Origin of the sequence: Streptomyces sp. (assembly GCF_019510245.1) — a bacterium.
Taxonomy (GTDB): Bacteria; Actinomycetota; Actinomycetes; order Streptomycetales; family Streptomycetaceae; genus Streptomyces.
This window is the reverse complement of the sequence record NZ_JAEKKT010000187.1, coordinates 35,978-60,940: the sequence shown is the minus strand read 5'-3', so window position 1 is coordinate 60,940 and position 24,963 is coordinate 35,978. Positions and strand designations below refer to the sequence as shown.

At 70.5% G+C, this 24,963-nt stretch carries 26 protein-coding genes and 4 pseudogenes; 17 read left to right on the top strand and 13 right to left on the bottom strand.

The window, feature by feature from the left end; translation table 11 throughout:
- The first annotated feature begins 61 nt into the window (after positions 1 to 61).
- Entirely contained in the window at positions 62 to 1,132 is a 1,071-nt protein-coding gene (locus JF597_RS37925) for a MupA/Atu3671 family FMN-dependent luciferase-like monooxygenase (protein WP_294006708.1), read from the top strand.
- A gap of 107 nt (positions 1,133 to 1,239) precedes the next feature.
- On the opposite strand, the pseudogene JF597_RS37920 reads toward JF597_RS37925, so the two are convergent.
- The 5 genes and pseudogenes from JF597_RS37920 to JF597_RS37900 form a co-directional block, all read right to left on the bottom strand.
- Positions 1,240 to 1,485: pseudogene (locus JF597_RS37920) on the bottom strand (ABC transporter permease); the annotation flags it as partial.
- A 364-nt stretch (positions 1,486 to 1,849) separates the two neighbouring features.
- Positions 1,850 to 2,237: pseudogene (locus tag JF597_RS37915) on the bottom strand (hypothetical protein); the annotation flags it as partial.
- Positions 2,238 to 2,343: 106 nt separating this feature from the next.
- Positions 2,344 to 3,123 carry a polysaccharide deacetylase family protein gene (locus JF597_RS37910; RefSeq protein WP_294006705.1) on the bottom strand — a complete coding sequence of 260 codons (780 nt, stop codon included), beginning with the start codon at positions 3,121 to 3,123 and terminating at the stop codon, positions 2,344 to 2,346.
- Complete coding sequence (locus tag JF597_RS37905) at positions 3,120 to 4,703, bottom strand: glycosyltransferase (protein ID WP_294006703.1); 1,584 nt, start codon at positions 4,701 to 4,703, stop codon at positions 3,120 to 3,122. The genes JF597_RS37910 and JF597_RS37905 overlap by 4 nt, the downstream gene beginning before the upstream one ends.
- Before the next feature lie 41 nt (positions 4,704 to 4,744).
- Positions 4,745 to 4,893: pseudogene (locus tag JF597_RS37900) on the bottom strand (VOC family protein); the annotation flags it as partial.
- Between JF597_RS37900 and JF597_RS37895 the strand changes: the two are divergent.
- On the top strand, positions 4,829 to 4,966 hold the full coding sequence (locus JF597_RS37895) for a hypothetical protein (RefSeq protein WP_294006761.1): 138 nt from the start codon (positions 4,829 to 4,831) through the stop codon (positions 4,964 to 4,966). The pseudogene JF597_RS37900 and the gene JF597_RS37895 overlap by 65 nt on opposite strands.
- Positions 4,967 to 5,138: 172 nt before the next feature.
- Here the strand turns inward: JF597_RS37895 and JF597_RS37890 are convergent, their stop codons facing one another.
- Complete coding sequence (locus JF597_RS37890) at positions 5,139 to 5,456, bottom strand: hypothetical protein (protein ID WP_294006700.1); 318 nt, start codon at positions 5,454 to 5,456, stop codon at positions 5,139 to 5,141.
- A gap of 154 nt (positions 5,457 to 5,610) precedes the next feature.
- Between JF597_RS37890 and JF597_RS37885 the strand changes: the two genes are divergently transcribed.
- The 3 genes from JF597_RS37885 to JF597_RS37875 are packed head-to-tail and all read left to right on the top strand — an operon-like array spanning position 5,611 to position 8,382.
- Entirely contained in the window at positions 5,611 to 6,984 is a 1,374-nt protein-coding gene (locus tag JF597_RS37885; protein ID WP_294006697.1) for a sensor domain-containing protein, read from the top strand.
- 20 nt (positions 6,985 to 7,004) lie between these two features.
- Entirely contained in the window at positions 7,005 to 7,619 is a 615-nt protein-coding gene (locus JF597_RS37880) for a response regulator transcription factor (protein ID WP_294006749.1), read from the top strand.
- A 16-nt stretch (positions 7,620 to 7,635) separates the two neighbouring features.
- Entirely contained in the window at positions 7,636 to 8,382 is a 747-nt protein-coding gene (locus JF597_RS37875; protein WP_294006694.1) for a DUF4097 family beta strand repeat-containing protein, read from the top strand.
- A 69-nt stretch (positions 8,383 to 8,451) separates the two neighbouring features.
- On the opposite strand, the gene JF597_RS37870 is transcribed toward JF597_RS37875, so the two are convergent.
- Positions 8,452 to 9,033 carry a zinc-binding dehydrogenase gene (locus JF597_RS37870; RefSeq protein ID WP_294006691.1) on the bottom strand — a complete coding sequence of 194 codons (582 nt, stop codon included), beginning with the start codon at positions 9,031 to 9,033 and terminating at the stop codon, positions 8,452 to 8,454.
- Between the two features lie 745 nt (positions 9,034 to 9,778).
- Between JF597_RS37870 and JF597_RS37865 the strand changes: the two genes are divergently transcribed.
- From JF597_RS37865 to JF597_RS37850, 4 genes are all read left to right on the top strand, one after another.
- Positions 9,779 to 9,913, top strand: a complete 135-nt coding sequence (locus JF597_RS37865; RefSeq protein WP_294006688.1) for a hypothetical protein — start codon at positions 9,779 to 9,781, stop codon at positions 9,911 to 9,913.
- 46 nt (positions 9,914 to 9,959) lie between these two features.
- Positions 9,960 to 10,469, top strand: coding sequence for a hypothetical protein (locus JF597_RS37860; protein WP_294006685.1), 510 nt, complete (start codon positions 9,960 to 9,962; stop codon positions 10,467 to 10,469).
- Positions 10,470 to 10,681: 212 nt separating this feature from the next.
- The gene (locus JF597_RS37855; RefSeq protein ID WP_294006683.1) at positions 10,682 to 11,293 is read left to right on the top strand and encodes a methyltransferase domain-containing protein; all 612 of its coding nucleotides are present in this window, start codon (positions 10,682 to 10,684) and stop codon (positions 11,291 to 11,293) included.
- A 931-nt stretch (positions 11,294 to 12,224) separates the two neighbouring features.
- On the top strand, positions 12,225 to 12,752 hold the full coding sequence (locus JF597_RS37850; RefSeq protein ID WP_294006680.1) for a hypothetical protein: 528 nt from the start codon (positions 12,225 to 12,227) through the stop codon (positions 12,750 to 12,752).
- Positions 12,753 to 12,918: 166 nt separating this feature from the next.
- Here JF597_RS37850 and JF597_RS37845 read toward each other — a convergent pair whose 3' ends face one another.
- Together JF597_RS37845 and JF597_RS37840 are read right to left on the bottom strand one after the other, a co-directional pair.
- The gene (locus tag JF597_RS37845; RefSeq protein WP_294006678.1) at positions 12,919 to 13,572 is read right to left on the bottom strand and encodes a response regulator transcription factor; all 654 of its coding nucleotides are present in this window, start codon (positions 13,570 to 13,572) and stop codon (positions 12,919 to 12,921) included.
- Positions 13,569 to 14,594 (bottom strand): sensor histidine kinase, encoded by a 1,026-nt coding sequence (locus tag JF597_RS37840; protein WP_294006675.1) that lies wholly within the window; start codon positions 14,592 to 14,594, stop codon positions 13,569 to 13,571. Before JF597_RS37840 ends, JF597_RS37845 begins: the two co-directional genes overlap by 4 nt.
- A gap of 96 nt (positions 14,595 to 14,690) precedes the next feature.
- Between JF597_RS37840 and JF597_RS37835 the strand changes: the two genes are divergently transcribed.
- From JF597_RS37835 to JF597_RS37820, 4 genes and pseudogenes are all read left to right on the top strand, one after another.
- Positions 14,691 to 15,455, top strand: a complete 765-nt coding sequence (locus JF597_RS37835; RefSeq protein WP_294006673.1) for an ATP-binding cassette domain-containing protein — start codon at positions 14,691 to 14,693, stop codon at positions 15,453 to 15,455.
- Positions 15,455 to 16,243, top strand: a complete 789-nt coding sequence (locus JF597_RS37830; RefSeq protein WP_294006671.1) for an ABC transporter permease — start codon at positions 15,455 to 15,457, stop codon at positions 16,241 to 16,243. The genes JF597_RS37835 and JF597_RS37830 overlap by 1 nt, the downstream gene beginning before the upstream one ends.
- Before the next feature lie 599 nt (positions 16,244 to 16,842).
- Complete coding sequence (locus JF597_RS37825) at positions 16,843 to 17,331, top strand: nuclear transport factor 2 family protein (RefSeq protein WP_294006669.1); 489 nt, start codon at positions 16,843 to 16,845, stop codon at positions 17,329 to 17,331.
- Between the two features lie 145 nt (positions 17,332 to 17,476).
- Positions 17,477 to 17,920 (top strand): annotated as a pseudogene (locus JF597_RS37820) (transposase); the annotation flags it as partial.
- Positions 17,921 to 18,089: 169 nt separating this feature from the next.
- On the opposite strand, the gene JF597_RS37815 reads toward JF597_RS37820, so the two are convergent.
- Entirely contained in the window at positions 18,090 to 18,338 is a 249-nt protein-coding gene (locus tag JF597_RS37815) for a hypothetical protein (RefSeq protein ID WP_294006666.1), read from the bottom strand.
- Positions 18,339 to 18,531: 193 nt separating this feature from the next.
- Positions 18,532 to 18,984 (bottom strand): hypothetical protein, encoded by a 453-nt coding sequence (locus tag JF597_RS37810; protein ID WP_294006664.1) that lies wholly within the window; start codon positions 18,982 to 18,984, stop codon positions 18,532 to 18,534.
- A gap of 406 nt (positions 18,985 to 19,390) precedes the next feature.
- On the opposite strand from JF597_RS37810, the gene JF597_RS37805 reads away from it, so the two are divergent.
- Both JF597_RS37805 and JF597_RS37800 read left to right on the top strand, forming a co-directional pair.
- Positions 19,391 to 20,149 (top strand): SDR family oxidoreductase, encoded by a 759-nt coding sequence (locus JF597_RS37805; RefSeq protein ID WP_294006662.1) that lies wholly within the window; start codon positions 19,391 to 19,393, stop codon positions 20,147 to 20,149.
- Positions 20,150 to 20,165: 16 nt separating this feature from the next.
- The gene (locus tag JF597_RS37800) at positions 20,166 to 20,780 is read left to right on the top strand and encodes a helix-turn-helix domain-containing protein (RefSeq protein ID WP_294006660.1); all 615 of its coding nucleotides are present in this window, start codon (positions 20,166 to 20,168) and stop codon (positions 20,778 to 20,780) included.
- A 352-nt stretch (positions 20,781 to 21,132) separates the two neighbouring features.
- Here JF597_RS37800 and JF597_RS37795 read toward each other — a convergent pair whose 3' ends face one another.
- Positions 21,133 to 22,089, bottom strand: a complete 957-nt coding sequence (locus JF597_RS37795; protein WP_294006657.1) for a LysR family transcriptional regulator — start codon at positions 22,087 to 22,089, stop codon at positions 21,133 to 21,135.
- A 148-nt stretch (positions 22,090 to 22,237) separates the two neighbouring features.
- On the opposite strand from JF597_RS37795, the gene JF597_RS37790 reads away from it, so the two are divergent.
- On the top strand, positions 22,238 to 22,636 hold the full coding sequence (locus tag JF597_RS37790) for a nuclear transport factor 2 family protein (protein ID WP_294006655.1): 399 nt from the start codon (positions 22,238 to 22,240) through the stop codon (positions 22,634 to 22,636).
- Positions 22,637 to 22,866: 230 nt separating this feature from the next.
- Here the strand turns inward: JF597_RS37790 and JF597_RS37785 are convergent, their stop codons facing one another.
- Complete coding sequence (locus tag JF597_RS37785; protein ID WP_294006653.1) at positions 22,867 to 23,733, bottom strand: oxidoreductase; 867 nt, start codon at positions 23,731 to 23,733, stop codon at positions 22,867 to 22,869.
- Between the two features lie 162 nt (positions 23,734 to 23,895).
- On the opposite strand from JF597_RS37785, the gene JF597_RS37780 reads away from it, so the two are divergent.
- Positions 23,896 to 24,762, top strand: coding sequence for a helix-turn-helix transcriptional regulator (locus JF597_RS37780; RefSeq protein ID WP_294006650.1), 867 nt, complete (start codon positions 23,896 to 23,898; stop codon positions 24,760 to 24,762).
- Positions 24,763 to 24,963: the final 201 nt, after the last annotated feature.

The following is a 24,963-nucleotide window of genomic DNA, read 5'->3' as shown; positions in this document are numbered from 1 at the left end:
GGCGATCCGGCGTCCTCCTTCACCCAACTGCACACCACGCGCACACGATCCGGAGACGCGGATGGACTTCAGCCTCTTCTACTTCGCCAACAACGACACCGAGCAGCAGGACTGCTACCGGCTGCTGCTGGAGGGCGCGCGCTTCGCCGACGACCACGGCTTCACCGCGGTGTGGACCCCGGAGCGCCACTTCCACGCCTTCGGCGGGCTCTACCCCAATCCCGCGGTCACGGGCGCCGCGGTCGCCGCGGTGACCAAGCGGGTGGCCGTGCGGGCCGGCAGCGTGGTGGCACCGCTGCACCACCCGATACGGATCGCCGAGGAGTGGTCGGTCGTCGACAATCTCTCCAACGGGCGGGCGGGGGTGGCAATCGCCTCGGGGTGGCACGCCGCCGACTTCGCGCTGCGCCCGGAGAACTACGAGACCCGCAAGAGCGCGCTGATGGACACGATCGACACGATTCGCCGGCTGTGGCGGCGTGAGTCGGTCGAACTCGTCGACGGCGCGGGCGAGTCGGTGTCGCTGACGGTGTTCCCGCCGCCGGTGCAGCCCGAGCTGCCGGTATGGCTGACCACCGGCGGCTCCCCGGCGACCTTCGAACTGGCCGGACGGCACGGCCTGGGCGTCCTCACCCACCTGCTGGGCCAGGAGGTCGGGACGCTGGCACAGCGGATCGCCAAGTACCGGGCGGCATACCGGGAGCACCAAGGCGACGAGGGGCGCGCCCACGTGGCGCTGATGTTGCACACCTTCGTAGGCACTGACCGCGAGGCCGTACGGGAGACCGTGCGCGAGCCGTTCTCCCGCTACCTCGCCAGTTCCTTCGACCTGATAGTCAAGGCTGCCGAGGCCGCGGGAGCCGACGGCGCCGCGATGACGCGGGAACTGAAGAACGTGAGCGAGGAGGACCGCCGTTTCCTGGTGGCCCAGGCCTTCGACCGGTACTTCGAGACCAGCGGCATGTTCGGGACCGTCGAGGAGTGCATGGCTACGCTCAAGCAACTCGCCGACGCCGGCGTGGACGAGGTCGCGTGCCTGGTGGACTTCGGCGTGGCGACCGACCAGGTCGTGGACGGCTTCCAGCACCTCGCCCGGCTGCACGACACCTGGCGTGCGCACACCGGGCGCTGAGGGCGCCCGTGGGCCGACACAAATGTCCCGGGGCGTCTGGGAGGCCCTACGGTCATCGGGTTCCACTGGGCGATGGACTGCAGCCACGCCGGCAGGTTGGCGACCGGGTAGCAGGTCGCCGACAGAAACGACGTCGGCATGGTCACGAACATCGCGACCGCGTTGACCCCCTGGGGCTCGCGGACCAGCAGCCCGACCGACCAGCCGAGCCAGGTCATCGCGAAGCCGAGCAGCAGCAGGAAGCCTTCGACCGCCTTGAAGAACCCGCTGTCGACACGCCATCCGATGAAGAAGCCGCCGTTCTTGAGGTCCCCCGCGACGCCGACTTCAGTGTTGATGACACTGGAGAGCATCGTCTGGATGAAGATGCCCGCCATGATGTGGTCGTGGTAGTTCCCCGAGGGCACGGACATCGAACTGCCGAACATGTACCCGAAGAGCACCGCGAACATGATCGGCACCAGCGTGACGTGGAGGATGCGCTGCGGCGTCCGCCTCAGATGCGTCATGTGCCGGCCGAAAGGCCGATCGAATCGCCGAAGTTGCAGGACTTCATCGGGCAGCCGTCTCCAACTAGCTCTGTCGCCGCCGAGGCGACCCCGGCGATGCCCGTCTCCAGGCCCACCGGCACCCGCAGTCCGTCGACGACGGGCGCGGCGATGCCCTCCCGCGAGGCCCGGCCAGCGCCGCCTGTGCCGGCCCGGCCATCGCGGCGGAGCTCACGGTGATCTCCAGCCGGTCGCCCCGATCCTCCGCTTGAGTTCGGCCGGTGTGCCCTCGGCGGCCAATCGGCCCTTGTCGATCACCGGGATGCAGTGGGCGAGTTGATCGGCCTCCTCCAGGTGCTGGGTGGTCAGCAGGACCGTGACACCCTCGGCGACCTGCTTGCGCACCGAGTCCCACAACACCGTCCTGCTGAGCGGGTCCAGCCCGGTGGTGGGCTCGTCCCGGAAAATCACCGGCGGGCTGGAGATCAGGCTCGCACCGAGGTCCAGGCGGCGGCGCAATCCGGTTTGCGCAGCGTCGCCAGGGTCCGTACCACGGTGGTCTTGGCAGCACAGTCAGGGCCGAGCAGCCCGTAGACGGTGCCGGCCTCGACCGGCAGGTCGAGGCCCCTGAGAAAAGACCGACGAGGTGCTCCGCCATCGCATCCGCGATGCGCTTCATCTACGGGGTGCGCGCCGCCCGTTGACCGGGCGCCGCGGCGGCCGTCAGCACCGCAAGCCGTGCGCTGCGCGGGTGCGCGGCACGGTGCCCGCTCCCCCGGGGCGTCCGTGCTCGCGCAGCGGCCCGACCGACAGGCCGCGCTCCTCGCAGGTGTCGAGGATCCGTGGCAGGGCGCCGAGGGCCGAGTGCCAGGCGCCCGGTGCGGAGGTGCAGTCGGAGTCGTGCAGCAGGATGGTGCCGCCGCCGTCAAGGTCGCGGGTGACCGTGCGGTGGACGGATTCCGGGGTGGCCCGGGCCCTCCAGTCCTCGCCCCAGGCGGTCCACAGCACGGGGGTGAGGCCGAGGCGGCGGGCCGCGAGGTGGGCGGCGGTGGACATCACGCCGTAGGGCGGGCGGAACAGGCGCGGGGCGCGGCCGGTGAGGGCGTCGACCGTGTCGCGGGCGCGCGCGAAGTCGTCGTACGTGGCGCGCGGGCCGCGCAGCAGCAGGGGGCGGTGGAGCCAGCCGTGGATGCCGATCTCGTGGCCGGCGGCCGCGATCTCGCGGACCAGGCCGGGTGAACGGCGCGCCTGGCAGCCGAGGAGAAAGAAGGTGGCGGTGACCTTCCGGTCCTCCAGGGCACGCAGGAAGAACGGGGTGGACACCGGGTCGGGCCCGTCGTCGAAGGTCAGCGCGACGTGGTCGGCGCGGCCCCGGCCGGCGAGGCGGGGCATGGCACGGCTGCGCAGCGGGCCGAAGGTGGACAGCACCGGGGCCGCGTGAGCGGCGGCCAGGACCGGGAGGGCGACCCGGGCGGTCGTGCGGAGCAGTTGTGCTGCACTCACGAGCGGTGGCCCTCCGGGTGATGGGCGTGCGGCGGGCGGTCGAGGTCGAGGGTGCGGCCGATGGCGTGCATCACGCCGGTGCCGGTATCGGTGGTGGCGACCCCGGTGCCGACCGCGCACGCCCAGACGGTGCAGGCGGCGGCCGCGGCGGCGGCGAGCCGCCGTAGGGCCGGACGGGTTCGGATCCTCTCTGCGGCGGAAGGCGCAACGGCCGGACGGGCTCCGGTCCCACCTGCGGCGCAAGGAGCCACACCCGCACCCGCTCCCGCACCACACACGCCACAAGGCGCCACACCCGCACCGGCTCCCGCCCCACGCACGGCGCAAGGAGCCACACCCGCACCGGCTCCCGCCCCACGCACGCCGGAAGCCGCCACGGCGAGCGGGACGGGGAGTGGGTCTCGGGGGCCGCAGGCGCGGGCTATCGCGTCCGCGGGTCCCCGGCCGGCGGCGGCGAACAGGGCGAGTCCCGCCTCGCGTTGCAGCAGTCCGCGCGGACCGCCGATCAAGTCGCAGAGGACGTCCTTGAGTTCGGCCGCGTCCTGGATCCAGGCGGCGACGCCCGCCTCGTCGAGCGCGGCCGCGTTGGCCGGTCCGTGGCCCGGTATGCAGCGGTAGCTGGCGACGGGCAGGCCGGCGGCGAAGGCCTCAAGCGAGGTCAGTCCGCCGGCGTTCTGGACGAGCACGTCGGCGGCGTGCATCAGACCGGGCATGTCGTCGACCCAGCCGAAGGCGTGCTCGATGCCGTCCTCGCGCAGCTGCCGGGCCAGCGCCTCGTTGCGGCCGCAGACCACGACCGGCACGGCCGCGCCGCAGCCCTGCAGCTCCAGGGCCACCTGCCGGACCGGGCCGACCCCCCAGGAACCGGCGACCAGCAGGGCGAGCGGGGCGGTGGCGGGCAGCCCGAACCGCGCCCGGGCGGCGCTGCGTTCGCCCGCCTGCGCGGGTCTGAAGCGCGGGTCCACGACCGGCCCGCCCACCCGGACGTCGCCCGCGCCGAGGGCCCGGGCCTGCGCGGCGGGCACGGCATGCGCGGCGAGGTGGACGTCCACGCCGTCGGCCACCCACAGCGGGTGCACCGAGAAGTCGGTGAGGTAGGTGAACACCGGCACGTCGAGGCGGCCGGCCAGCCGCAGCCTGCCCAGCACCCGGCTGGCCCCGGGATAGGTGGAGACCACGGCGCCCGTGTCCGCGGGCAGGGCGCGCAGCATGCGGTCCTCAGCGGTGCGCAGCAGGGCGCGGGCCAGCGGGCCGCCGCCTCCGGCGCGCTCGGTGCTGCTGTAGATGCGCTGATAGACCCAGGGCGCCCGGACGAGCATCCGGTGATAGCCGTCGCGCACGACCCGGCCCGTCCGGGCCGGCAGCAGGTCCAGCAGGTCGTAGCGGTCGACGGTGACGCCCTCCGCCCGGAGCCGGCGGTGCAGCTCGTGCGCGGCGCCGTCGTGGCCGGCTCCGATGCTGGCGGAGACGATCACAACGCGTTCGGCCGGCGCCGTACGACGGGGTGCCGCCGCGCGCCGCGGGCTCAGCGCGGCAGCGGCAAGGGCACGCAGATACACCGTACTTCCGAGGTGGAGCATGGGCTTGTTCCTTCGCAGGTGGAGTGAGACGTCGAAAGGGCGGGCGGCATCCGGCGGGCCCGGACCTCCTCGACGGTCGGCTCCCAGAACCGATCTCGACCTTGCCCTCGCTCCGGTCGATCACCTTGAAGCCCAGGACCGCGCACCAGAAGGCCGCGAGCCGCTCCGGATCGTGGCAGTCGACAACCAACGCGGTGACCGGCCGGAAGCTGATCAGGCACCTGATCGCCACCGAGCTGTCCGCGGACCCGGCTGACCGGTGAGTGGCAGCGGGCCATCGAGGAGGCCGTGGGCCGGGAGCGGGGTGGGACCGCGTAGCCGCCTCCGGTGCCGTCCGTCCGGGGCGGTCGTGCCCGGGCACTCGGTCGCGGCCGCCCCGCCGTGCGTCAGGGGTACGCACGGAGGGGCGGCCGCAGCCCGGACGCCCGCGGCCCGTTACGAGCGCCGCGGGATCCGGGCGGACCGTGACAGCGACAGGCAGATGACGGAGGTGGCGGCCCACACCAGGGGGACTGTCCACGGGCTCCACCATATGAGCGCCAGCGAGACGACCGCGGCCGCCAGCAGCGCGACGGTGACCGGCAGCACGACGTCGCGCCGGTACCGCCTCAGCTGCTCGCCGAGGACCTCTTCGACGATCTCGGCGACCCGGTCGTCGATGGTGTCCTCGTAGTGCACGAGGAACTGCTCAATGTCGTCGGTCCTGCCGGCCGGGCAGGGGCGGCCGGCGGCGCTCGAGTGTCGATCGGTCATGTCCCCACCATGTCGCACCGGGCGGCGCAGGGTCGGCAGCGTGAACCCACCGGCCGGACGGGGGGTAAACCCTACCCCCCGCTGGTGGGCTCTCCTCGCTGTCGACGGGTGGTCGGGTTGGGTACCGTCCCCTTGTTGAATCGAGGCGCGGACGGTGACCTGGTCGCCGCCCGCACTGCCCACGAGAGCGGGTCTGAAGCAGTTGACCGAGAACATCGTCGGCCGTGCCACCGGCAGAGCCCGGACGGACGCCCGGCCACCCCACGAGATGGTGCCGGGCAATCCGCTGCGCGCGCTGGCCTCCCCCGTGCTGTGGCGGGCGTCGATCCACCTGGCACTTGACGGTCTGGTGGCGCTGGCAGGACTGGCCGTGCTGGTCGTGCTGGTCGTCGCCCTCTGCCTGGCGCCGGTAGGCCTGGTAGGCCTGCCGCTCACGGTGGCGGCGGGGTGGGCGCTGTTCCGGCTGGCCGCCGTCGAGCGCGCCCGGTTCGCCGTGACCTGCGGGCTGGAGCTCGACGAGCTGCCGGCGCCGGTCTGTTCGTGGCGGTTGGCCAAGTCGCTGCAGTCGCTCGTCCACAACCTCTGCACCTGGCGGCTGATCGGCTACTTCGTACTGCTGACGCCGGTGGCGGTGGTGACCGTGGTCGCGGTGGCGCTGATCTGGGCCGTGCCGCTGACCCTGGTGCTGCTTCCGGCCTACTACCGGGGCCTGCCCGGCGGGCAGGCCCAGCTCGGGCCGTTCGTGGTGGATTCCCTGCCCCGGGCGCTGCTGGTCGCGGCGGTGGCGCTGCTGGGCGGCGCGGTCCTCTCCCCACTGATCGTCAAAATCCTGCTGGCGCTGGACACCGCGCTGGCCGTCGCACTGCTCTCCCGGCCCCGCGGCCTGGAACTGGAACAGCGGGTCAACGATCTGACGGAGAGTCGAGCCCGGGTGGTGGACGCCGCCGAGGCGGAGCGCAAACGGATCGAGCGGGACCTGCACGACGGTGCCCAGCAACGGCTGGTGGCGATGTCGATCACCCTGGGCCGGGCCAGCTCGCGGTTGAAGAAGTCCGGTGACCACGAGACCAACAAGCTGGTCGAGGACGCCCGGCGGGAGACCCTGAGCACCATCGCCGAGTTGCGCAACCTGGCCCGTGGCCTGCACCCGCCGGTGCTGACCGACCGAGGCCTGGAGGCGGCGCTCTCCGCCGTCGCCGCGCTGGTTCCGGTGCCGGTGCGCCTTGACGTCCTGGTGGAGCCGCGCCCCTCCTCCACCATCGAGGCAGTCGCCTACTTCACGGTGACCGAGGCGCTCACCAATGTGGCCAAACATGCTCATGCGACCCGCGCTTGGGTGGAGATCCGGCGGGAGGGCGCCCGATTGGACATTAAGGTTGGCGATGACGGGCGCGGCGGAGCCGATCTCGCGGCCGGCACGGGTCTGACTGGTCTGGCGGACCGGGTGTCCGGGGTGGACGGGCGGTTCCGGCTCAGCAGTCCGGTGGGTGGACCGACCGTGATCGAGGTGGACTTGCCATGCGGGTAGTGCTGGCCTAGGACTCCGCGCTGCTGCGCCAGGGCATCGAGCTGCTCCTCAGCGAACAGGGGATCGAGGTGGTCGCCGCGGTCGGCGACGGGGAGCAACTCCTGCGCGCGGTGGCCGAACACCGGCCGGACGCCTGTGTGACGGACGTCCGGATGCCGCCCACCTTCCTGGACGAGGGCCTGCGCGCCGCACTGGCGGTACGCGCCCGCTGGCCGGAGACCGGCGTCCTGGTGCTCTCCCACTACGTCGAGGAGCGCTACGCCATCGACCTGGTCAACACCAATGACAACGGGGTCGGTTACCTGCTCAAGGACCGGGTATCGGACGCCGAGGAGTTCGTGGACGCGCTGCGCCGGGTCGCCGCGGGCGAGACGGTCCTCGACCCGGAGGTGGTCAAGCAGTTGCTGGCCGGCAGCCGGCAGCGGGATCCGCTGTCCACCCTGACGCCGCGCGAGCGGGAGGTCCTCACGGCCATGGCGGGGGGCCGTTCCAACGCCGGGATCGCGGCCGATCTGGTGATTGGCACGGCGGCGGTGGAGAAGTACATCCGCAGCATCTTCGTGAAATTCGATCTGCAGCAGGAGGCGGGAGACCACCGCCGCGTGCTCGCCGTTCTGCGCTACCTGGGAGCCTGAGATCAGTACCACACCGATGAGGCGCCGCGGATGCCTCCTCACAGGGCTGGCCGTCCTCGTCGCGGTCGTCGCCGCGGCCAGCTGGGTCGTGGTCGCCTTGCTTCCGGCGCACCACCCGTACAGCGGCAACTGGCAGCAGGACGCGGCCGGCGCCAGCCAGGTGACGGTCCAGGCCGACGGACTCGGCGTGACGCTGAGTCAGGACGGCTCCTCGAAGGTCACGGTGGCCATGAGCGGCAGCTACACGGGCCATGTCCCGCAGGTCTCCGTCACCCGGTCCGGGTCGGACGTCACGGTCACAGCCGACTGCTCCAACGACTGCTCGGGGCACCTGCAGATCACGGTGCCGGCCGGCCTGGCCGCGCAGGTGAGCACCGGGGACGCCGGGATCCAGGCGAAGGGCCTGACCGGCCGGCTGGATCTGACCACCGGGCTGGGCGGGGTCGAGGTGGACCAGTCGTCCGGCCCGCTGACCGTGCGGAGCACGTACGGCGCGGTGACCCTCGCCGACAGCAGCGCCCCGAACGCCGAGGTGATCACCACCGACGGCTCGGTCAGCGCCTCCTTCACGGCGGCACCCGCCTCCCTGAAGGTCACCACGGGCTACGGAGGGGTCAACCTCAAGGTGCCTCACGACGCCACCTACCACGTCGACGCGCAGAGCTCCTGGTCGTCGCCGAGCGTCTCGCTGCCGAACACCGCCACGGACGCGCCGCACAGCGTGGTGGTGAAGACCACGCGCGGCAGCATCATGGTCCACTGAGCGCGCCCGTGCCGCGAACGACGGTGGCGTCGCCGGGAGGTTCCGGGGACGCCACCGTCGTTCGGACGATCAGCCGGCGACCAGCGAGGGGTCGACGACGATCTTCGCGTGCCGCTCCGGCTCGCGGAGTTCGGCGATCGCCCCGGCCAGTCCGTCCAGGCCGGTGACGCCGGTGATGACGGCACCGGCGTCGATCCGGCCCTCGGCGATGTCCCGCAGCGTCTGGCAGTACTCACCCGGGCTGCCGCCGAACGACCCGCCGATGTCCAGCTCCTTGCCGGCCACCACCCCGGGGTCGACCGTGTCGGGGCGCAGGCAGACGCCGACCAGCACGATCTTCGCGCCGGCCGGTGCGCCGTCGACGACCCGGGCGAGCACGCCGGAGGCGCCGACACACTCGAAGAGCACCACGTCGGTGGTCGGCACCCCGCGGTACTCCGTGGCCATCCGGTCCAGCATCCCGGGGATCACCCCGAGCGAGGACCAGCGGTCGTAGGGCGACTCGACGGCCGGGTCGATCAGGATGTCGGCACCCAGCCGCTCGGCCAGCGCCCGCCGCTTGGGCGAGAAGTCGACCGCTACGACCGGGCCGTGGCCGCGCGCCTTGAGCACCGCGACGACGCCCAGGCCGATCGGGCCGAGGCGGAGCACCACGGCGACCGAACCCGGACCGGGCTCGCCCCACCGGACCGCCCGGGCGGCGACCGAGAACGGCTCGGTGAGCGCGGCCGCCTTCGGGTCCAGACCGTCGGCACCGCCAGGGTGAAGACCTCGTTGAGGATCCTGTACTCGCCGAAGCCGCCCGGAAAGGCCGGGGTGCAGCCGACGATCCCACCGCCCTGCGGGCCGAAGCCGATCGGGGGGCCGCAGACGGTGCTCCCGACCGGCAGGGCCCGCACGGTGTCCGGGCCGTAGCCGACGATCTCGGCGGCGAACTCGCAACCGAGCACCAGGCCGTTCCGGATGTCACCCACGCACGACGGGCCAACCTCGTGGCCGCGGCCGCCGCCGCGCTGGCGGCGATCACCCTCACCCTCGTCACGCCCGCCATCGCATCCGGAGTCAGCGCCGCAGCGCAGCCGCGGGCCGCTGCCGCCCCGGCCGACACCACCGGCCCCACCACCCCGCCCGACAACAACGGCTGGGACTGGCAGGGGGGTTATCCCTACCCCGGTTCGGTGGGCTGGCCACGTGTCCGGCCTGGCCGAACTGCTGTTGGCTGGAGGGCAGATGGTCGGTGCGGGGTGGCGCAGGTGCGCCGCCCCGCAGCGCCACCGCGAACCACCGGTGAAGGCCACCGGCCTTCCCGAGAACGAGGAGTGGAACGATCAATACCTCAGGCCGCACCGCCCGACGGTGCACCACGACGACCGGCCACGGCGCGGTCGACCTCGCGGTGCCCTCGAGCACCGGCTACCGGATCGACGCACACAGCAGCAGCTCCGCGCCGCAGATCGCCCTGCCGAACTCCGACGGCGCGACGGCCTCTCTCGCCGTGGCCGCCTCCGACGGCGGCATCCACATCCACTGAGCGGGCACCACCGCCCCACGCCGACGACCAAGGTTGGAGAAGAACCATGCGCCACCCCTCCGCACCCCTGAGCGCCCCGTTAGGCAAGGCCGACATCCGGACCCTTGCGGGCGCCTCCGGTTCGGGCTCCGGTGTCCCGCGGATCCTTCCGAAGGCTGCGGCCGCTTCGGCGTTCCCCCTGCTGCTTCGCCGGGCGGCCACGGTCCTCACCGTGCTCGGGCTGGCGATGATTCCCTGGCTGGTCTTCCTGAACACCGGGCTGCCGGCCACCGCTCAGGCCTCGCACTGGGCCTGGACGTGGACGGGTCTGGACAGCTTTGAGGCGCTCGGCCTGCTCTCCACCGGACTGCTCCTCAGGCGCGGCGACTGCCGGGCCTGCCTGACCTCCGCCGCGACCTCGGTCCTGCTGCTGGTCGACGCCTGGTTCGACACCATGACGGCCGCCCCGGGTTCGGACTTCAAGCTGGCGGTGCTGATGGCGGTCTTCGTCGAGGTGCCGCTGGCGGTGGCCTGCGCGGTTCTCACGGCCCGGACCTTCCCTCGGCCGGGCCGCTGAGCGGAGGAGCTCGTGACGTGATCGGCGCTTGCGGTCCGGCCCGTTTCGGGAAGTCCCGGCCTGCCGCAACGGCGGTCCACGGGCGGTTCGTTCGGCCCGCTCGGGTCAACTGCCGACAAGGTCGGCGCCGGCACAAGCGGATTGCACACAAACACAACTGATTGACCATCAGCGATGTTCCGATGGCCTAATCGGACATTTAAGGAGGAATTATGAGGCATTCGCGGGCATTGATCGGCGCGGGCACTGCCGCAGCCGTCGCCACCTGGTGGTTCACCGACTCCGCGCCGTACCCGTACTCTCAGCGCTGGCTGCTCGACCTGCCGCTGCCGTTCCTGACTCTGAAGCGTCTGGACCACGTGCTGCAGGCCCGGGAGGGTGAGAGGATCCTGGAGATAGGCCCCGGAACCGGCCTCCAGTCGCTGCACGTCGCACCGCAGCTGGGCCCGAACGGCCAGCTGGACATCCTGGACATCCAGCAGGAGATGCTCGACCACGTGGGCCGCCGGGCCAAGGAGCAGGGCGTCGACAACATCGTGCCGAACTGCGCCGACGCACATGAACTTCCTTTTGCGGATGGCTCGTTCGATGCGGCTTACCTGGTGACGGCGCTGGGCGAGATCCCGGATCCGGCGCGTACGCTGGCCGAGCTGCGCCGGGTGCTGAAGCCGTCCGGGCGGCTGGTGGTCGGCGAGTTCTTCGACCGGCATCAGATCCGGCCGTCCTCGCTGATCAGCCTGGCGGAGGGAGCCGGGCTGCGGGTCGCCCGGCTGTACGGTCCGCCGTTCGCGTACTACGCAGTGCTGCGTCCGATCGACGCCTGACGCCGCTCGGGCGGTGCCCGCCCGGCCGAACCGTAGACTGGACGGCCGTAGCCGTAGCCGTAGGGCCCGACAGCAGCCTGCGGGCGAGGAACTCCACGGATTGCCGGGGTCCGCGCAGCAGGCGACCGGCGGTGTATACCCAGGCCGGTGCGGCCTGCTCGGCGCCCTGCATGCCCTGCGGGATTTCAGGGGTCCCGGCGCCATCGGCGGCGAAAGCCGCGGCTAGGCCGGCCACTACCGCCGGGGGCGACGACGGGGCGAACTCCCGGGCCTGCGACGGGCTTCCGCCGAGCACATGGTGACCGGCCCCGCAAGGCCAAGCACCGTCCGCGATGCTGATCTAGGGGCTGACAGAACAAGGTTCTGACCAGCCTCTTCACACAAGCCCTTCCGCCTGGCAGAAGCCGCCTTGCCGCGCCGGTGCAGGCCTCACGACCCTGATGCCAACCACGGCACGCGGGGCGACGGAGCCCCGCCGACAGGGACGGGAACTGCCATGCCGCACATGACCGCGTTCGCCAGGAACCAGTGGTACAGCTAGCACATCTTTCTGACCTGCGCTTATGCGAGGCGATAAGGATGTGACCTGCTAGGACGGGTTGCAGAGGCGATCGGAGGCAGTCAGAGGAAACCGCTCTGATTCGACCCCGGTTCGACCCGGGTCGCTCAGAGGCATCGACCTCTCGAACTGCCCTTTGAGCGACCGGTGTTGACCGGTACGGATCCAGGGTGGCGGCTCTGACAGGCCTCTCGGTCGTCTCCGGTCGAGCCGCGATGGGGACGCCTGCCTCCGACAGGTGCCAGAGCGCACGAAAGCCCCCAGGACGCCAATCCTGGAGGCTTCGCCGGCACCGACTGGAGGTCGGTTCCGGACACCATCGCTGGTTTCAGCGGGCCTTGGTGGCGTCCATGTCCTTGGGACGACCCCAGAATGCCACACCCCACAGCCCACCCGCACTACTCCCCGTCGGCTCCACGTCCGGATTTCTCCCCACCAGAGGCAGCCACAGGCCACCACACCACGCTGCAGGGACTCGCCTCCCTCCCCAAGCCCGCCGCCGACCTCGTCCTGCTCGGCGACCTCACCGGCCGCTACGCGGCAGGCAGCTACAGCAGGCTCAGCCCCGACGGCCGCACGGTGACCTTGCGCGGCGACCGCCAAGGCATATCGGAACACGGTCACCGCATCACCGCGGCGATCGCCTGCCACGTGGCCCGCGCCGACGGAAGCATCGAGCAGCTGACCCGGCTGCTGCTGCACCCCGATCACGAGGGCGGCCGCCACGCCCGACACATCGCCCTGCGCTCCGGGCAGTCCCGCGCGCTGGAGTACATCCACCGGGTGTGGGCCAGCGCCGTCACAGCCGTCAGCACTTGCCGCATCTCCGCAGTCTCGGGAGCGCCGGGCCATCCAGAGTGGGGGAAGCCCGGCGCGGAGCGCAGCCGCAGGCGCCCTTGATCGCACGGGACGGCCCGCGCACTGCACGGTCGGCCGGCTGTAGGGCCTCACTTGGAATGTCCCGTTCCGTCGTGGGGACCTGCGTGTTTGCGGTTTGTCTCATTTGAGGGCCAAGGCGTCGTGTCTCACGATCTTGGCTTCTCGGGGACAGTCGAGGGCTGGCGGACTAGCCGGTGAGGCCGCTGCGGTAGGCGTGGATGACGAGTTGGACGCGGTCGCGGGCGTCGAGCTTGGCCAGCAGCCGGGCGACGTGGGTCTTCACCGTGCCCGCGCCGATGTACAGCCGTTCGGCGATCTCGGCGTTGGTGAGTCCTTCGGCGACGAGCAGCAGCACTTCGCGTTCACGCGTGGTGACGGCCTCGGGCAGCCGCGGCGGTTCCTTGACGTGCGGTTGTGCCGGCCTGTTTACGTATGCCGCGATGAGCCGTTTGGTGACGCGTGGAGCGAGCAGCGCCTCGCCCTGGGCGACGGTACGGACGGCGGACAGCAGGTCCAGGGGCGGGGCGTCCTTCAGGAGGAAGCCGCTGGCCCCGGCGTGCAGTGCGCCGAAGACGTATTCGTCGAGGTCGAAGGTGGTGAGCATCAGGACACGGGCGTGGCCGGCGGCGGTGATACGGCGGGTGGCTTCGATGCCGTCCATCTCGGGCATCCGCACGTCCATGAGGACGATGTCGGGCCGGTGTTCGGCGGCTGCTGCGACGGCGTCCCGGCCCGTTGCGACGCTGCCGATCGACGCGAGGTCGGGGGCGGTGTCCACGATTCCGGCCAGGCCGATGCGGATCAGCTGCTGGTCGTCGGCGACCAGGACCCGGATGGTCACGGCCGCTCCCGTACGGGGGCAGTGGGCTGTGGCCGGTCCACGGGGATGCCGGCCCGTACCCGGAAGCCGCCAGTCGCGGCCGGCCCCGCCTGCAGGGTGCCGCCGTAGAGGGCAAGGCGCTCACGCATCCCGGGCAGCCCGCGTCCGGTGCGGCCCGAGGCAGGCCGGATGCTGCCGTCGTTGATCACCGTGAGGGTCAGCTCGTCGGGTCCGTACGCGACGGTGACGTGCGCGGTGCTCGCGTCGGCGTGCTTGACCACGTTGGTCAGCGCCTCCTGGACGATCCGGTACGCAGCTGCCTCCAGCCCAGGGGGCAGGGGCCTGGCTTGCCCGGTGACGGTGAGGTCGATCCGCAGGCCGGGGCGCCGGGTCCGTTCAGTGAGACGGTTCAGGTCGGCGAGTTTTAGGGCGGGGGCCAGGCCCGTGTCGCCTGCGTCGTGGGTGTCGTCGTGCAGCACGCCGAGCATGCGGCGCAGCTCAACGAGGGTCTGCCGGCCGGTGGTCTCGATCGCCTCCAGCGCGCTGCGCGCGTCCTGGGGACGGTCCTCGAGCACCAGGCGGCCGAAGCCTGCCTGGACGGAGATCACGCTCATCGAGTGGGCGATGCTGTCGTGCAGCTCGCGGGCGATCCGCAGCCGTTCCGCAGCCGCCTCCCGATCGGCGCGGTCGCGTTCCTGCCGCACCAGCGCGTGCAGATACCGGCGCCGCTGGCCGACCGCGAAGCCCACCGCCCAGGCGACGGCGAAGAGCAGCGCGAAGGGCACCACGGCCCCGGCGTGTTCGAACCTGGGCAGGCCGGTGGACAGCGCCATCGCCAGGGCCGCGGCCAGGGCGATTCCCGCGGTGCGGGCCGGGCGCAGGGACGTGACGCAGAAGAGCGCGAAGGCGAGCGGCAACCCGCCCCAGAAAATCGCCTGCGGATGCCACGGTGCCAGGCCGCACACCGCCAATGACAGAACAACAAGGGCCTCCGGCCAATAGGGCCGGAACGACTCCGGGGCCGCCTGCGTCTTCCGTTCCACGACCTGAGCCTATGCGTCTCCCGGTCATGCCCACATCGTCCGCGGGCCCTATGCCGTACGGCAGACCCGGGCCCGAAAGGACCCGCCCGCGGGCAGATGAAGAGTCTCGCCCGTCCCGGCATCGTCATGGACGTGATTCGATGCGAACATCTCACCAAACGCTTCGGCCGCAAGGCCGCCGTCGACGACCTCAGCTTCGACGTCCAGCCCGCCCGCGTGACCGGCTTCCTCGGTCCCAACGGCGCGGGGAAGTCAACCACGATCCGGGCCGTCCTCGGCCTGGACACCCCGGACGCCGGCCGCACCCTGGTCGACGGCGTGCCCTACCGCCAGGCCGAACAGCCGCTGCGCCGTGTCGGCGCGCTCCTCGACGCCGGAGCCGTCCACCGGGGCCGTACGGCGCGGGCGCATCTGGCCGCGCTCGCGGCCACCAACCACATCCGGCGCGGGCGAATCGATGAGGTGCTCGCCCTCACCGGCCTCACCGACGTCGCCCACCGCAGGATCGGCACCTACTCGCTCGGCATGAAGCAGCGCCTGGGCATCGCCGCCGCCCTGCTCGGCGACCCGCCCGTGCTCATCTTCGACGAACCCGCCAACGGCCTGGACCCGGAAGGCATCCGGTGGATCCGTAACCTCATGCGGTCGCTGGCCGCCGAAGGACGCACCGTCCTTGTCTCCAGCCACCTGATGAGCGAGATGGCCCTCACCGTCGACCACCTTCTCGTCATCGGACGAGGACGTCTGCTCGCTGACGTCCCGATCACCGACTTCGTTCCTGCCGGCGCCTCACTGGAAGACGCCTACCTCGACCTCTCCGAATCCGCCGTGGAGTACCGGACCGAAGGGACGGGACACTGATGCCCACTGCACTGACAGGTGCCATGGCCAGCGAGGTGATCAAGCTGCGCTCCCTCCGCTCGACCTGGATCACCGCCCTCATCACCGTGGCATTCGGCCTGGCGCTGAGCGTCATGGACGTCGCGCACACCGCCAACGCCTGGCCCCACATGACGACGGCCGACCGGGCCCAGTTCGACCCGGTGGGCGACTCACTCTCCGGCTTCGCCTTCGCCGTCCTCGCCTTCGGAGTCCTCGGCGTGCTGGGCGTCAGCAGCGAATACACCACCGGACTGATCCGCTCGACGCTGACCGCGACGCCCCGGCGCGTGCTCGCCTACACAGCCAAGACCCTCGTCACCGGCGGATTCGCCCTGCTACTGGGCGAACTGGCCGCGTTCACCAGCTTCTTCATCGGGCAGGCCATCCTGGCCAAGCAGCACCTTGACGTCGGTCTGGGCACTCCAGGCGTGTTTCGCGCCGTGTCCTGTGCCGGCCTCTACCTGTTCGTCGTCACCGTCGTGGGCTACGGCCTCGGGGCCGTCATCCGGCACACCGCCGGAGCCATCGCCGCGCTCTTCGCCCTGGTCTATCTCGGCTACGGCGCAGCCAAGGCCGCCGAAGGCTGGTCCTATCTGCCCAGCAAGCTCATGCTGAGCAACGCTGCGGACGCCCTCGGCCAGCTCCACCCGCACCCCCTCCACCCGGAACGCACCCCCTCCCTCTCCTTCGCCCTCGTCGACCTTGCCCTCTACCTGGCACTCGCCCTCACCTGCGGAGCCTGGCGCTTCACTCGCGACGCCTCATAGTCGCTCCGCCCAATCCGCGGCGGACTTTTCCGGCCCCCACGGAAGGCCATCACTCGGCGGGATCCAGAGCGTGGCACCGGCGCAGAGCAAGATCAGCACTCCGACGCGTAATCGATCAAAAGAGAGTGCGTCTCATCGCTCTGTCCCTTGGGCCGGACAAAGACCATCCTCAATGAGCCGCGTGCATCGTGAAGTCGCAGGTTACGGGTCTGGTGTGCGCAGGGTTCTCGATACTTGTGCAAGTCGCGGGCGGATGACTTCGGTGAAGATCGTCGGTCAGCGGGAAACTTCGCGGTTCGTCAGAACAGGCAGGGCCCTCACCAGGGTGGTCGCCCACTTCGCGTCGGTGCGGACCTTGCCGAGGACCCTCAGTTTCTGAGATGGGCGAAGCCGTGCTCAAGCTGAGGCTGCCGCCAGTACGCTGGTCCGCCGCCTCATCCAACGGCTGGCCGCCGACCGCCGCAAACACCGTGAAGAAGTTGCCCAACTGCGGGCCGCGCTCACTGCGGCAAACGGCGAACTGCACGCCCTGCGCCAGCACTTGTAGGGGTGAGGCGACCGCCCTGCGGGCCATCTCAACCGTCAGTAGCCTCTCAGGAATGACGACGTTACAAGATCTTGCCGCTCGCCTGGACCGAGTCGAGACGGAACTTGCACTGCATCGGCTGGCCCACGACTACTGCGTGGGTGCCGACCACCGCGACTCAGCCCGCTGGGAGGCAATTTGGACAGCGGACGCCGCGTGGGAGACCAGCTCGGACCAGACATTCACGGGGATCGAAGCCATACGCGCGGCGGTCGAGCAGCAGTGGCAGGCATTCCCGATCATGCAGCATGCCACTGCCAACCACACGGTGGAAATCGACGGCGCTGCCGCGACCGGACGATCGGACGTCGTGGTCCTGGCCCAACTCCGCAACCACCGCTGGATTGTCGGTGGAGGTACCTACGAGGACGAATACCGGCGCGAGGGAGGGATCTGGCGCATAGCGCGGCGCCGGGTAGTACGTCCCTTCGACCTTGCGCCGTTGGCACCAAGCGATGGGCCCGTCGATGTCGATGCACCGGTTCGGGCCACTGAGCAGTGAGCCCTTTCCAACGGTTGCGTCCAGGGAAGTGGTGTACGGGTTCGACCTGATCCGGGGGTCTGCTCCGGCGTCGGGATGATGCCCGCATAGATGAACGGCCACCGGCTGATCTTCGAGGTGTCGAAGCCCGAAGGAGATCAGCACGATGACCGCACCTGACAGTCTGCCCCTGCACGCCCTCGCCGAGGACAACCTCGCTGCGGCGAGTCCCGATCTGCTGCGCGCGATGGTCAAGACGTTCGCCGACGCACTCATGTCCGCGGAGGCGGACGCACTCTGCAACGCCGAATACGGGCAGGTCAGCGACGAGAGAGTCAACCACCGCAACGGATATCGCCCGCGTGAGTGGGACACGAGGGCCGGCACCGTCGAACTCGCCGTCCCCAAGCTCAGGAGCGGGAGTTACTTCCCGCACTGGCTTCTCGAACGGCGTCGCCGGGCCGAACAGGCCCTCATTTCGGTGGTCGCCACCGCCTACCTGCTGGGTGTGTCCACCCGCCGTGTCGAGAAGCTCGCCGAGTCGCTCGGCGTCACCCAGCTGTCCAAGTCACAGGTCTCGGCGATGGCCCGGCACCTCGACGAGCAGGTCGCCGACTTCCGTCGTGACGATGATCGGGATGGAGGCCCATTGATCGCCGTCTTGAACGAACGAGCGAGCGAGTCTTGGTCCTCACCGGCGTCGCCCTCTGAGACCGACACCGAGAACGGCCGCAGCCCACTGTGCGGGGGCTGCGGCCGTGGTGTGTCCGTGATGTGACTCAGACCTGGTTGTTCTGTCCGAGCTCGATCAGACGGCGGTCGACGGCGGCCACTTCCTCACGGGTGAGGACCGGCGGAACCCACTGCCGGGCCGCGCCGTGAGAGAGGAACTCCTCCGGTAGCCCGATCCCGTAGTACTCCACGTAGTCGGCAGCATCGAGCCGCCAGAAGAACCGTCCGTCGCTCATGATGGCGGTGCCGCCGGACCGGGAGAACTTGTTGCCCAGAATGTCCTCCGAGAATCCCATCAGTGCGATGACGGGAGTACCGGAGCGCAGATATCCGGCAATGTGTGCCCGCTCCCCGACGGCAATCTCACCCGTTCGCTGCCGAAGTTCCTCGGCGTTCTCCGAGAAGGCGGACTAGCTTGCAATCCTCCCGAATATCCCCAGGGGGGCGATGTTCGTCATAGAGATATCCCTTCCGTCTGCATCCTATGTGTCACCGCGAACCCACCGGAACCGGTGCACCCAGGGGGCCGTCCGGCCACTCGCGCACGATGCCCGTGGTGGGGTCGAGATCCACCTGGTGCTTGCTCACGCCGGTTACCTTGACACCCAAGGCTTCCGCAAGCTCTTCCGCAGAGCCGCAGGCGGCGTGGCAGGAGACGATCTGAATGGGGCCTCCCCTGTAGTGCGGGTTCTCCCGGACGAGCTGGGCTATCTGCTCAGGGTGAGTGATGAGGCCGTCGACGCGGAAATTGCCCGCCTCGTCGCCGTGGACAATCACGTCGTGGCCGTTGGCTCCGGTCGACCGCATGAAATTCTGGATCGTGTTGGCGTCGTCCCCGATGGCCGTCGCGGTCTCGCTGTACCGGACCTTGCTGCCCGCCAAGGTGAACGAGGCTCCGGCGCCCACGGTCAGGCTGCCGCCGGAGGCTCCGCCGGTCGCCATCTCGGCAGTCGGTCAGTCGACCTGGGTGTACGTACGTGAGCGCGGTACGCACACGCGTCGAGGCCATGCCACCGGGCCAGGCCAGAACCTAAGCCGAGGAATGGATCAGGTGGGCAGCGGCCATCGTTGAGCACCTCGACCCATTGAACGCACCGCCCCGGCTGCCCGACATTCCCAACCCAAGAGCGGACGACCTGAAACCCTTCCTCGGGCACTGGAGCCCCTACGGCCCTACCTACTGAACGCCCGCTCCCCACCCCACCTACCGCTTCGGACACGGGCGGTCCTACATGACGTTCCCCTGGCGCACATCACACCTGCTTGGTGCAGCCCTTCATTTTGATCGGAGCGCTCCGCTCCGATAGGTTGGGTGTAGGACGCATCGTTCTGCCGACTCGGAGGGCACATGGAGACGACGAGCAAGCCGACCGCACTGGTCACCGGTGGCAGCCGGGGTATCGGTGCGGCCACCTCGCGTGAGCTGGCGGCCCGCGGATACCGCGTGGCCGTCAACTACTTCTCGAACCGCGAGGCCGCCGACCAGGTGGTCAAGCAGATCGAGGCCGACGGCGGCGAAGCCTTCGCCGTGCAGGCCGATGTGCACGACCCCCGGCAGGCGGCCGAACTGCTGAAGCGTTCCACGGTCGACGGGCGGCTGGACGTCCTGGTCTGCAACGCCGGCGCCCGCTTCACCCCGACCCCGCTCCCCAGCCTGTCCTGGGAGGACTTCCACGCGAAGGTGACGAACGAGCTCGCGTCCGCCTTCACCCTCACCCAGCAGGCATTGACCATCATGGGTGCCCAGGGCGGGGGCAGGATCGTGTACGTCTCCAGCTCGGTGGCCGACGGCCCGCCCATGGTGGGCATGGCCGCGCACGGCACCGCGAAGGCGGCGCTCAACACCTTCGCCCGGTTCGTCGCCTACGAGGCCGGCCCGCTCGGCATCAACGTCAACGTCGTGGCGCCCGGCTTCGTGCGCACAGAGCGCAGCGCCGCACAGCCGGCGGAGTTCCAGCAGCGTCTGGCCGAGCACACCCCGCTCGGGCGGGTCGCGGAACCGGAGGATGTGGCCCGGGCGATTGCCATGCTCGCCGGCGGCGACGCCGGGTTCGTCACCGGGGCTGTCGTCACCGTCGACGGCGGGCACGGCGTGGGACGTCCCTGAGGGAGAATGCCGCTCCATGGGCGACACGTACACAGGCAAGCCGCGCGGCCGGCAGCGCGAGGCGGACCGTAACGACGCCCGCCTCTTCCAGGCCGCGCGTGAGGTCTTCGCCGAGCGCGGTTGGGACGCTCCCGTCTCCGAGATCGCGCGCCGCGCCGGCATCGGCATGGGCAGTCTCTACCGCCGCTACCCCAGCAAGGAGTTGCTGGCCCAGCGCATGCGGATCGCGGGAATGGAACAACTCGTCACGCAGGCGCGCACGGCGGTCGCCGAGGAGTCCGATCCCTGGGCCGCCCTCGTACGCTTCTTCCGCGACGCGTTGGCCGAGCAGGGAACGGGTGGTCCGCTCCTGCCTCTGGTCGGCGGCCGACTGCCGGCCACCGACGAGGTGCAGGCTGCCGCGCGGCAGTTGCGCGCCGCCCTCGAATCCGCCGACATTCCGCTGCTGCTCGAACACCTCACCCCTCAGATCCCCGTCACCAGCGAGCGCGCCACCGCGCTGCACCTGCGCTACCTCGACCTGGTCCTCGCCGGGCTGCGCGCCCCGGACCCCGGGCAGCCCACCGCCCTGCACGGGCCGGGACCGCAATGGGCGGAGCTTCGGGACCTGTGGAACGCGCCGGAAAGCTGACCCCGGCAGCGGCCCCCATACAAGTGGAACCGCCGTCTTCGGGTGCTCGGATGCGGCCCCTTTCTGCCAACGCCATGAAGGGGCCTTTCCCTTGACCGGATCAGGCACAGACCGGGACGCGATCGTGCGGCTCCGCGACCAGGTCGAGGACGGCACGATCGGTCTGCGCCGCCAGGGCTTCGACAGGGGCGACGCCGTCGCCGCGGACACCCGGCCCGAGCAAGGCGGCATGCGAGAGCGCGTCGTGCTCAGAAGGAGCGGGCCAGGGTTTGGCGGTAGGCAGGTGATCGGTACCGGTTCGGTGACTCGGCTGGGCTGGCCTGTTCGGCGGCCCCGCGTTCCGCTCCTCGACTCAGCCGGTGGCCCGCAGTGTGTCGTAGTCGGGCTGTGGGAGCCACCAGGCGGCGGCCGGGGGGCGGTGCCAGTGGTGGGTGCGGGCGTAGGTGTGGATGAGCTTCAGGGTTCGCTTGAGGGCTGGGGGTGCGGTGGCGGTGTTCCAGACGGCGTGCCAGTGGTAGAGCGGGACCGGGTCGGTCAGCGGCCTTGCGGTGAGGCCGTCGGGCAGGTGCGCGCCGATGAGGCTGAAGGCCGGGTGGCCGAGGGCTTGGACGGCGACCTGGGCGGAGGTGCGGCCGTGCCCGCGCACGCGGGTGGCCACCTGCAGGCCGAAGGCGGCGACGGCCTGGTCGACCCAGTCGCGCCACTCGGCGGTTTCGTCGGAGGTATGGACCAGGAGTTGGTGTTCGGCGAGTGCGGCGAGGGGGACACGGTCGCGGTCGGCCAGGGGATGGCCGGTCGGCAGGATGATGCCGATGGGTTCCAGCCCGACGGGCATCGTGGCGAGCGCTGCCGCGAGGGGGCGGCCGAGGCCGTGCGGGCGGCCGAAGGCGAGGTCGAGGTCACCGGCGAGCAGACGGGGCAGGGTCTTGGTCAGGCCGTGGCTCAGTGCCACCTCGAACGGCATGTCGTGGGTCTGGGTGCGCAGGTAGTGGAACAGGGGGATGGAGGGCAGGCCCTCGTTGGGCACGTCGATGCGCAGTGGCGCGTGGGTGTGGGTGACTTCCTCGACCAGGCGCTCAGCCTCCGTCAGGAGACGCCGGCCGCGCTTGACGAAAGTCTCGCCTGCGGGCGTCAGGGCGACGTGGCGGCGGTCTCGGACGAACAGCGGGACGCCGAGGCGCTTCTCCAGGCTGCGGATCTGGGCCGAGAGCGTCTGCTGGGCGATGACGAGCCTGTCCGCGGCCCGGCCGAAATGGAGTTCATCAGCGAGGGCGACAACGTAGCGCACCTGGCGAAGATCGAGGTCCACCTGCCCACCGTAACAGCCTGAGGCTGTCACGTATCCGATGAGGAGTGTTGGACCGACAGCACTCCAAAGCCGTTTACTGGTGAATCGAAGGCAGCATTCACGAGTGGGCTCCACCGGGAGCGGTTCGTTCACGGAGAGGGCGAAAGCGTTGAGCAGCGAGAAGACGAGGGAGTTTCTGACCGATCTGTTCGAGCAGGTGGAAAGCGGTGACTACATGCCGCTGCTCGACGCGCTGTCGGAGAGTTTGACCTGGACGGTGACCGGCTCTTCCCCGATCTCCCGCGTGTACCAGGGAAAAGACGACTACGTCCGGAACTGCTACGGCGCCTTGGACCAGCGGCTGACCACGTGGCCCAGCGCCCGTGTGAAGCGACTGATCGTCGATGGCGACCGGGCGGTCGTCTTCTTCCAGGGAATAGGCGGACTCGGCAGGAACGGCATCGACTACAGCATGGAGTACTGCTGGGCGATGCACGTCACCGAAGACCGGATCGATGAAGTCATCGGCTTTTACGACGGCAACAAGGTCTCTGCACTGTTCGACTGAACAATGCGGCACGGATACTAGGTATGAATTCGCCCCGGATATCGACGAGCCGTTCGCGGAGCTCTTCTGCGCGCCGCGCTGACGCGCACGCCCCGGATCCTCTGCGGAGAGCTGCTCGGCACCTCCCCGCAGTGTCGGGAGAACCGCCCGCATCCGGCTGGCGTCGAGAATCCGTGCCAGTGGCCCGTCCCTGCGACCGACTCGCGTGTCCGGGTATATCGGGTGGCCGGTCAGCCGGCGATTCCGTCCAGGTCGGTGACCGCCTCGTCCGGCAGCACCAGGTTCGCGGCGGCGATGTTGTCCCGCAGGTGCTCCAGCGAGGACGTGCCGGGGATGAGCGCGATGTTCGGCGACCGGCGCAGCAGCCACGCCAGCGCCGCCTGCTGGGGCGAGGTCTCCAGTCGGGCGGCGACCTTCGCCAGCGTCTCGGACTGCAGGGGCGAGAAGCCGCCGAGGGGGAAGTACGGCACGAAGGCGATGTTCTCGGCGGCCGTGCGCTCCACCAGGGCGTCGTCCTGCCGGTTGGCCAGGTTGTACAGGTTCTGCACGGTCACCACGGGCGCGATGGCCAGGGCCTCGTCGAGCTGCGCGGCGCTCACGGTGCTCAGCCCCAGGTGCCGGATCAGTCCCTGCTCGCGCAGCTCGGCCAGTGCGCCGAACTGCTCGGCCAGCGAGTCGTCGTTCGGGCGGCCGTCCGGGGCACCCAGCCGCAGATTGACGACGTCCAGGGCCTCCAGGCGGAGGTTGCGCAGGTTGTCGTACACCTGCGCTTTCAGGTCCTCGGGGTGCCGGGAGAGCATGAAGCTGCCGTCGGCTGCGCGGCGGGCGCCGACCTTGGTGACGAGGTGCAGCCCCTGGGGATACGGGTGCAGAGCCTCCCGGATGAGCTCGTTGACGACGACGGGGCCGTAGAAGTCGGAGGTGTCGATGTGGGTGATGCCCGCGTCGACCACCGCGCGCAGCACCGCGACAGCTCGGGCTCGGTCCTTCGGGGGGCCGAACACGTTCGGCCCGGTCAGCTGCATGGCGCCGTACCCGACGCGGGTGATGGTCAGGTCGTCGGCCAGGGTCAGGGTGCCGGCCAGCTGTGCGGACATGTCGTATCTCTCCAGAGGGTGCTCAGGATGTCCGGGCCGCCGAGGTCGTTCCGGTGGCCCGGTCTCCACCTTGCGCCTCGCACGCCCGGCGTGGCAGGGCCCCGGTGTTCCTGGGAGTGACAGGGACAGGCACCGTCGGCCGGGCGGTCTTACGGTGGGGCCATGGACGGATCGAACCCGCTCGGGGAGTTCCTGCGCGCCCGCCGCGCGCTGGTGCGGCCCGAGGACGTGGGCCTGCCCGGCGGCGGCCTGCGCCGAGTGCCCGGCCTGCGCCGCGAGGAGGTCGCGATGCTGGCCGGCATCAGCTCCGACTACTACCTGCGCCTGGAGCAGGGCCGGGACCGCAACCCCTCCGTGCAGGTCCTGGAAGCCGTCGCCCGCGTCCTGCGGCTCGACGCCGACGCCACCGCCCACCTCGTCGGGCTCGCCCAGGAGCGGCCCACCGCAGGCGGACACCGCACACGACAGGTACCGGCGAGCCTGCTCCAGCTCATCGACGGCTGGCCCCGAAACCCCGCCTATGTCCAGAACCGCTACTACGACTGCCTGGCCGCCAACGCCCTGGCCACCGCGCTCACCCCGAACTTCCGGCCCGGCGTCAATCTCCTGCGCGCCCTCTTCCTCGACCCGGCCGAGCGCGAACTGCGCCGCGACTGGGAGGACCTGACGTCGCAGGCGGTGGCCGCGCTGCGCGCCGAGGCCGGAACGAATGCGGACGATCCGCGACTACGGGACCTGGTCGGCGAGCTGTGCCTGCGCAGCGAACGCTTCCGCACCCTGTGGGCCCGGTACGAGGTGCGGCCCCGCCATGGCCGGGTGAGCCACCTGACCCACCCGCAGGTCGGCGAACTCGACCTGCGGTCGACCAAGCTCTCCGTGGACGGCACGGACGGGCTCAACATGGTCGTCTTCCACGCCGAGCCCGGCACCCGCAGCGCCGAACTGCTCGACATCCTCGGCAGCCTCGCCGCACCCCAGAACCGGGATGCTCGGCGGGGCAGCACGCAGGAGCGGATCGAGGACCAGTAACCCCCCTGGGAGCTGCGAGGAGTCCGGCTTCCCCTCTCCTTTCCTTCCAGCAGCTCTTCTTTGGACGTCTGCCGCGATCACTGACTTCAAGGGCCGTTCTCGGCCGCTGACCACCGCAAGCCGCGGGGTCTGTCCCATGGCGTGGAACTGGAGCGTCAGGCCCGGATCAGGATGCAGCTCTGCGACGGACTGTGTCACCAG

What these genes read in the sequence shown, in the direction of transcription:
- JF597_RS37925 (WP_294006708.1), top strand. Translation starts at nt 62, where the DNA reads ATGGACTTCAGCCTCTTCTACTTCGCCAACAACGACACCGAGCAGCAG.
- JF597_RS37905 (WP_294006703.1), bottom strand. Translation starts at nt 4,703, where the DNA reads ATGCTCCACCTCGGAAGTACGGTGTATCTGCGTGCCCTTGCCGCTGCC.
- JF597_RS37890 (WP_294006700.1), bottom strand. Translation starts at nt 5,456, where the DNA reads ATGACCGATCGACACTCGAGCGCCGCCGGCCGCCCCTGCCCGGCCGGC.
- JF597_RS37875 (WP_294006694.1), top strand. Translation starts at nt 7,636, where the DNA reads ATGAGGCGCCGCGGATGCCTCCTCACAGGGCTGGCCGTCCTCGTCGCG.
- JF597_RS37860 (WP_294006685.1), top strand. Translation starts at nt 9,960, where the DNA reads ATGCGCCACCCCTCCGCACCCCTGAGCGCCCCGTTAGGCAAGGCCGAC.
- JF597_RS37855 (WP_294006683.1), top strand. Translation starts at nt 10,682, where the DNA reads ATGAGGCATTCGCGGGCATTGATCGGCGCGGGCACTGCCGCAGCCGTC.
- JF597_RS37850 (WP_294006680.1), top strand. Translation starts at nt 12,225, where the DNA reads ATGCCACACCCCACAGCCCACCCGCACTACTCCCCGTCGGCTCCACGT.
- JF597_RS37835 (WP_294006673.1), top strand. Translation starts at nt 14,691, where the DNA reads ATGAAGAGTCTCGCCCGTCCCGGCATCGTCATGGACGTGATTCGATGC.
- JF597_RS37830 (WP_294006671.1), top strand. Translation starts at nt 15,455, where the DNA reads ATGCCCACTGCACTGACAGGTGCCATGGCCAGCGAGGTGATCAAGCTG.
- JF597_RS37825 (WP_294006669.1), top strand. Translation starts at nt 16,843, where the DNA reads ATGACGACGTTACAAGATCTTGCCGCTCGCCTGGACCGAGTCGAGACG.
- JF597_RS37815 (WP_294006666.1), bottom strand. Translation starts at nt 18,338, where the DNA reads ATGGGATTCTCGGAGGACATTCTGGGCAACAAGTTCTCCCGGTCCGGC.
- JF597_RS37810 (WP_294006664.1), bottom strand. Translation starts at nt 18,984, where the DNA reads ATGGCGACCGGCGGAGCCTCCGGCGGCAGCCTGACCGTGGGCGCCGGA.
- JF597_RS37805 (WP_294006662.1), top strand. Translation starts at nt 19,391, where the DNA reads ATGGAGACGACGAGCAAGCCGACCGCACTGGTCACCGGTGGCAGCCGG.
- JF597_RS37800 (WP_294006660.1), top strand. Translation starts at nt 20,166, where the DNA reads ATGGGCGACACGTACACAGGCAAGCCGCGCGGCCGGCAGCGCGAGGCG.
- JF597_RS37785 (WP_294006653.1), bottom strand. Translation starts at nt 23,733, where the DNA reads ATGTCCGCACAGCTGGCCGGCACCCTGACCCTGGCCGACGACCTGACC.
- JF597_RS37780 (WP_294006650.1), top strand. Translation starts at nt 23,896, where the DNA reads ATGGACGGATCGAACCCGCTCGGGGAGTTCCTGCGCGCCCGCCGCGCG.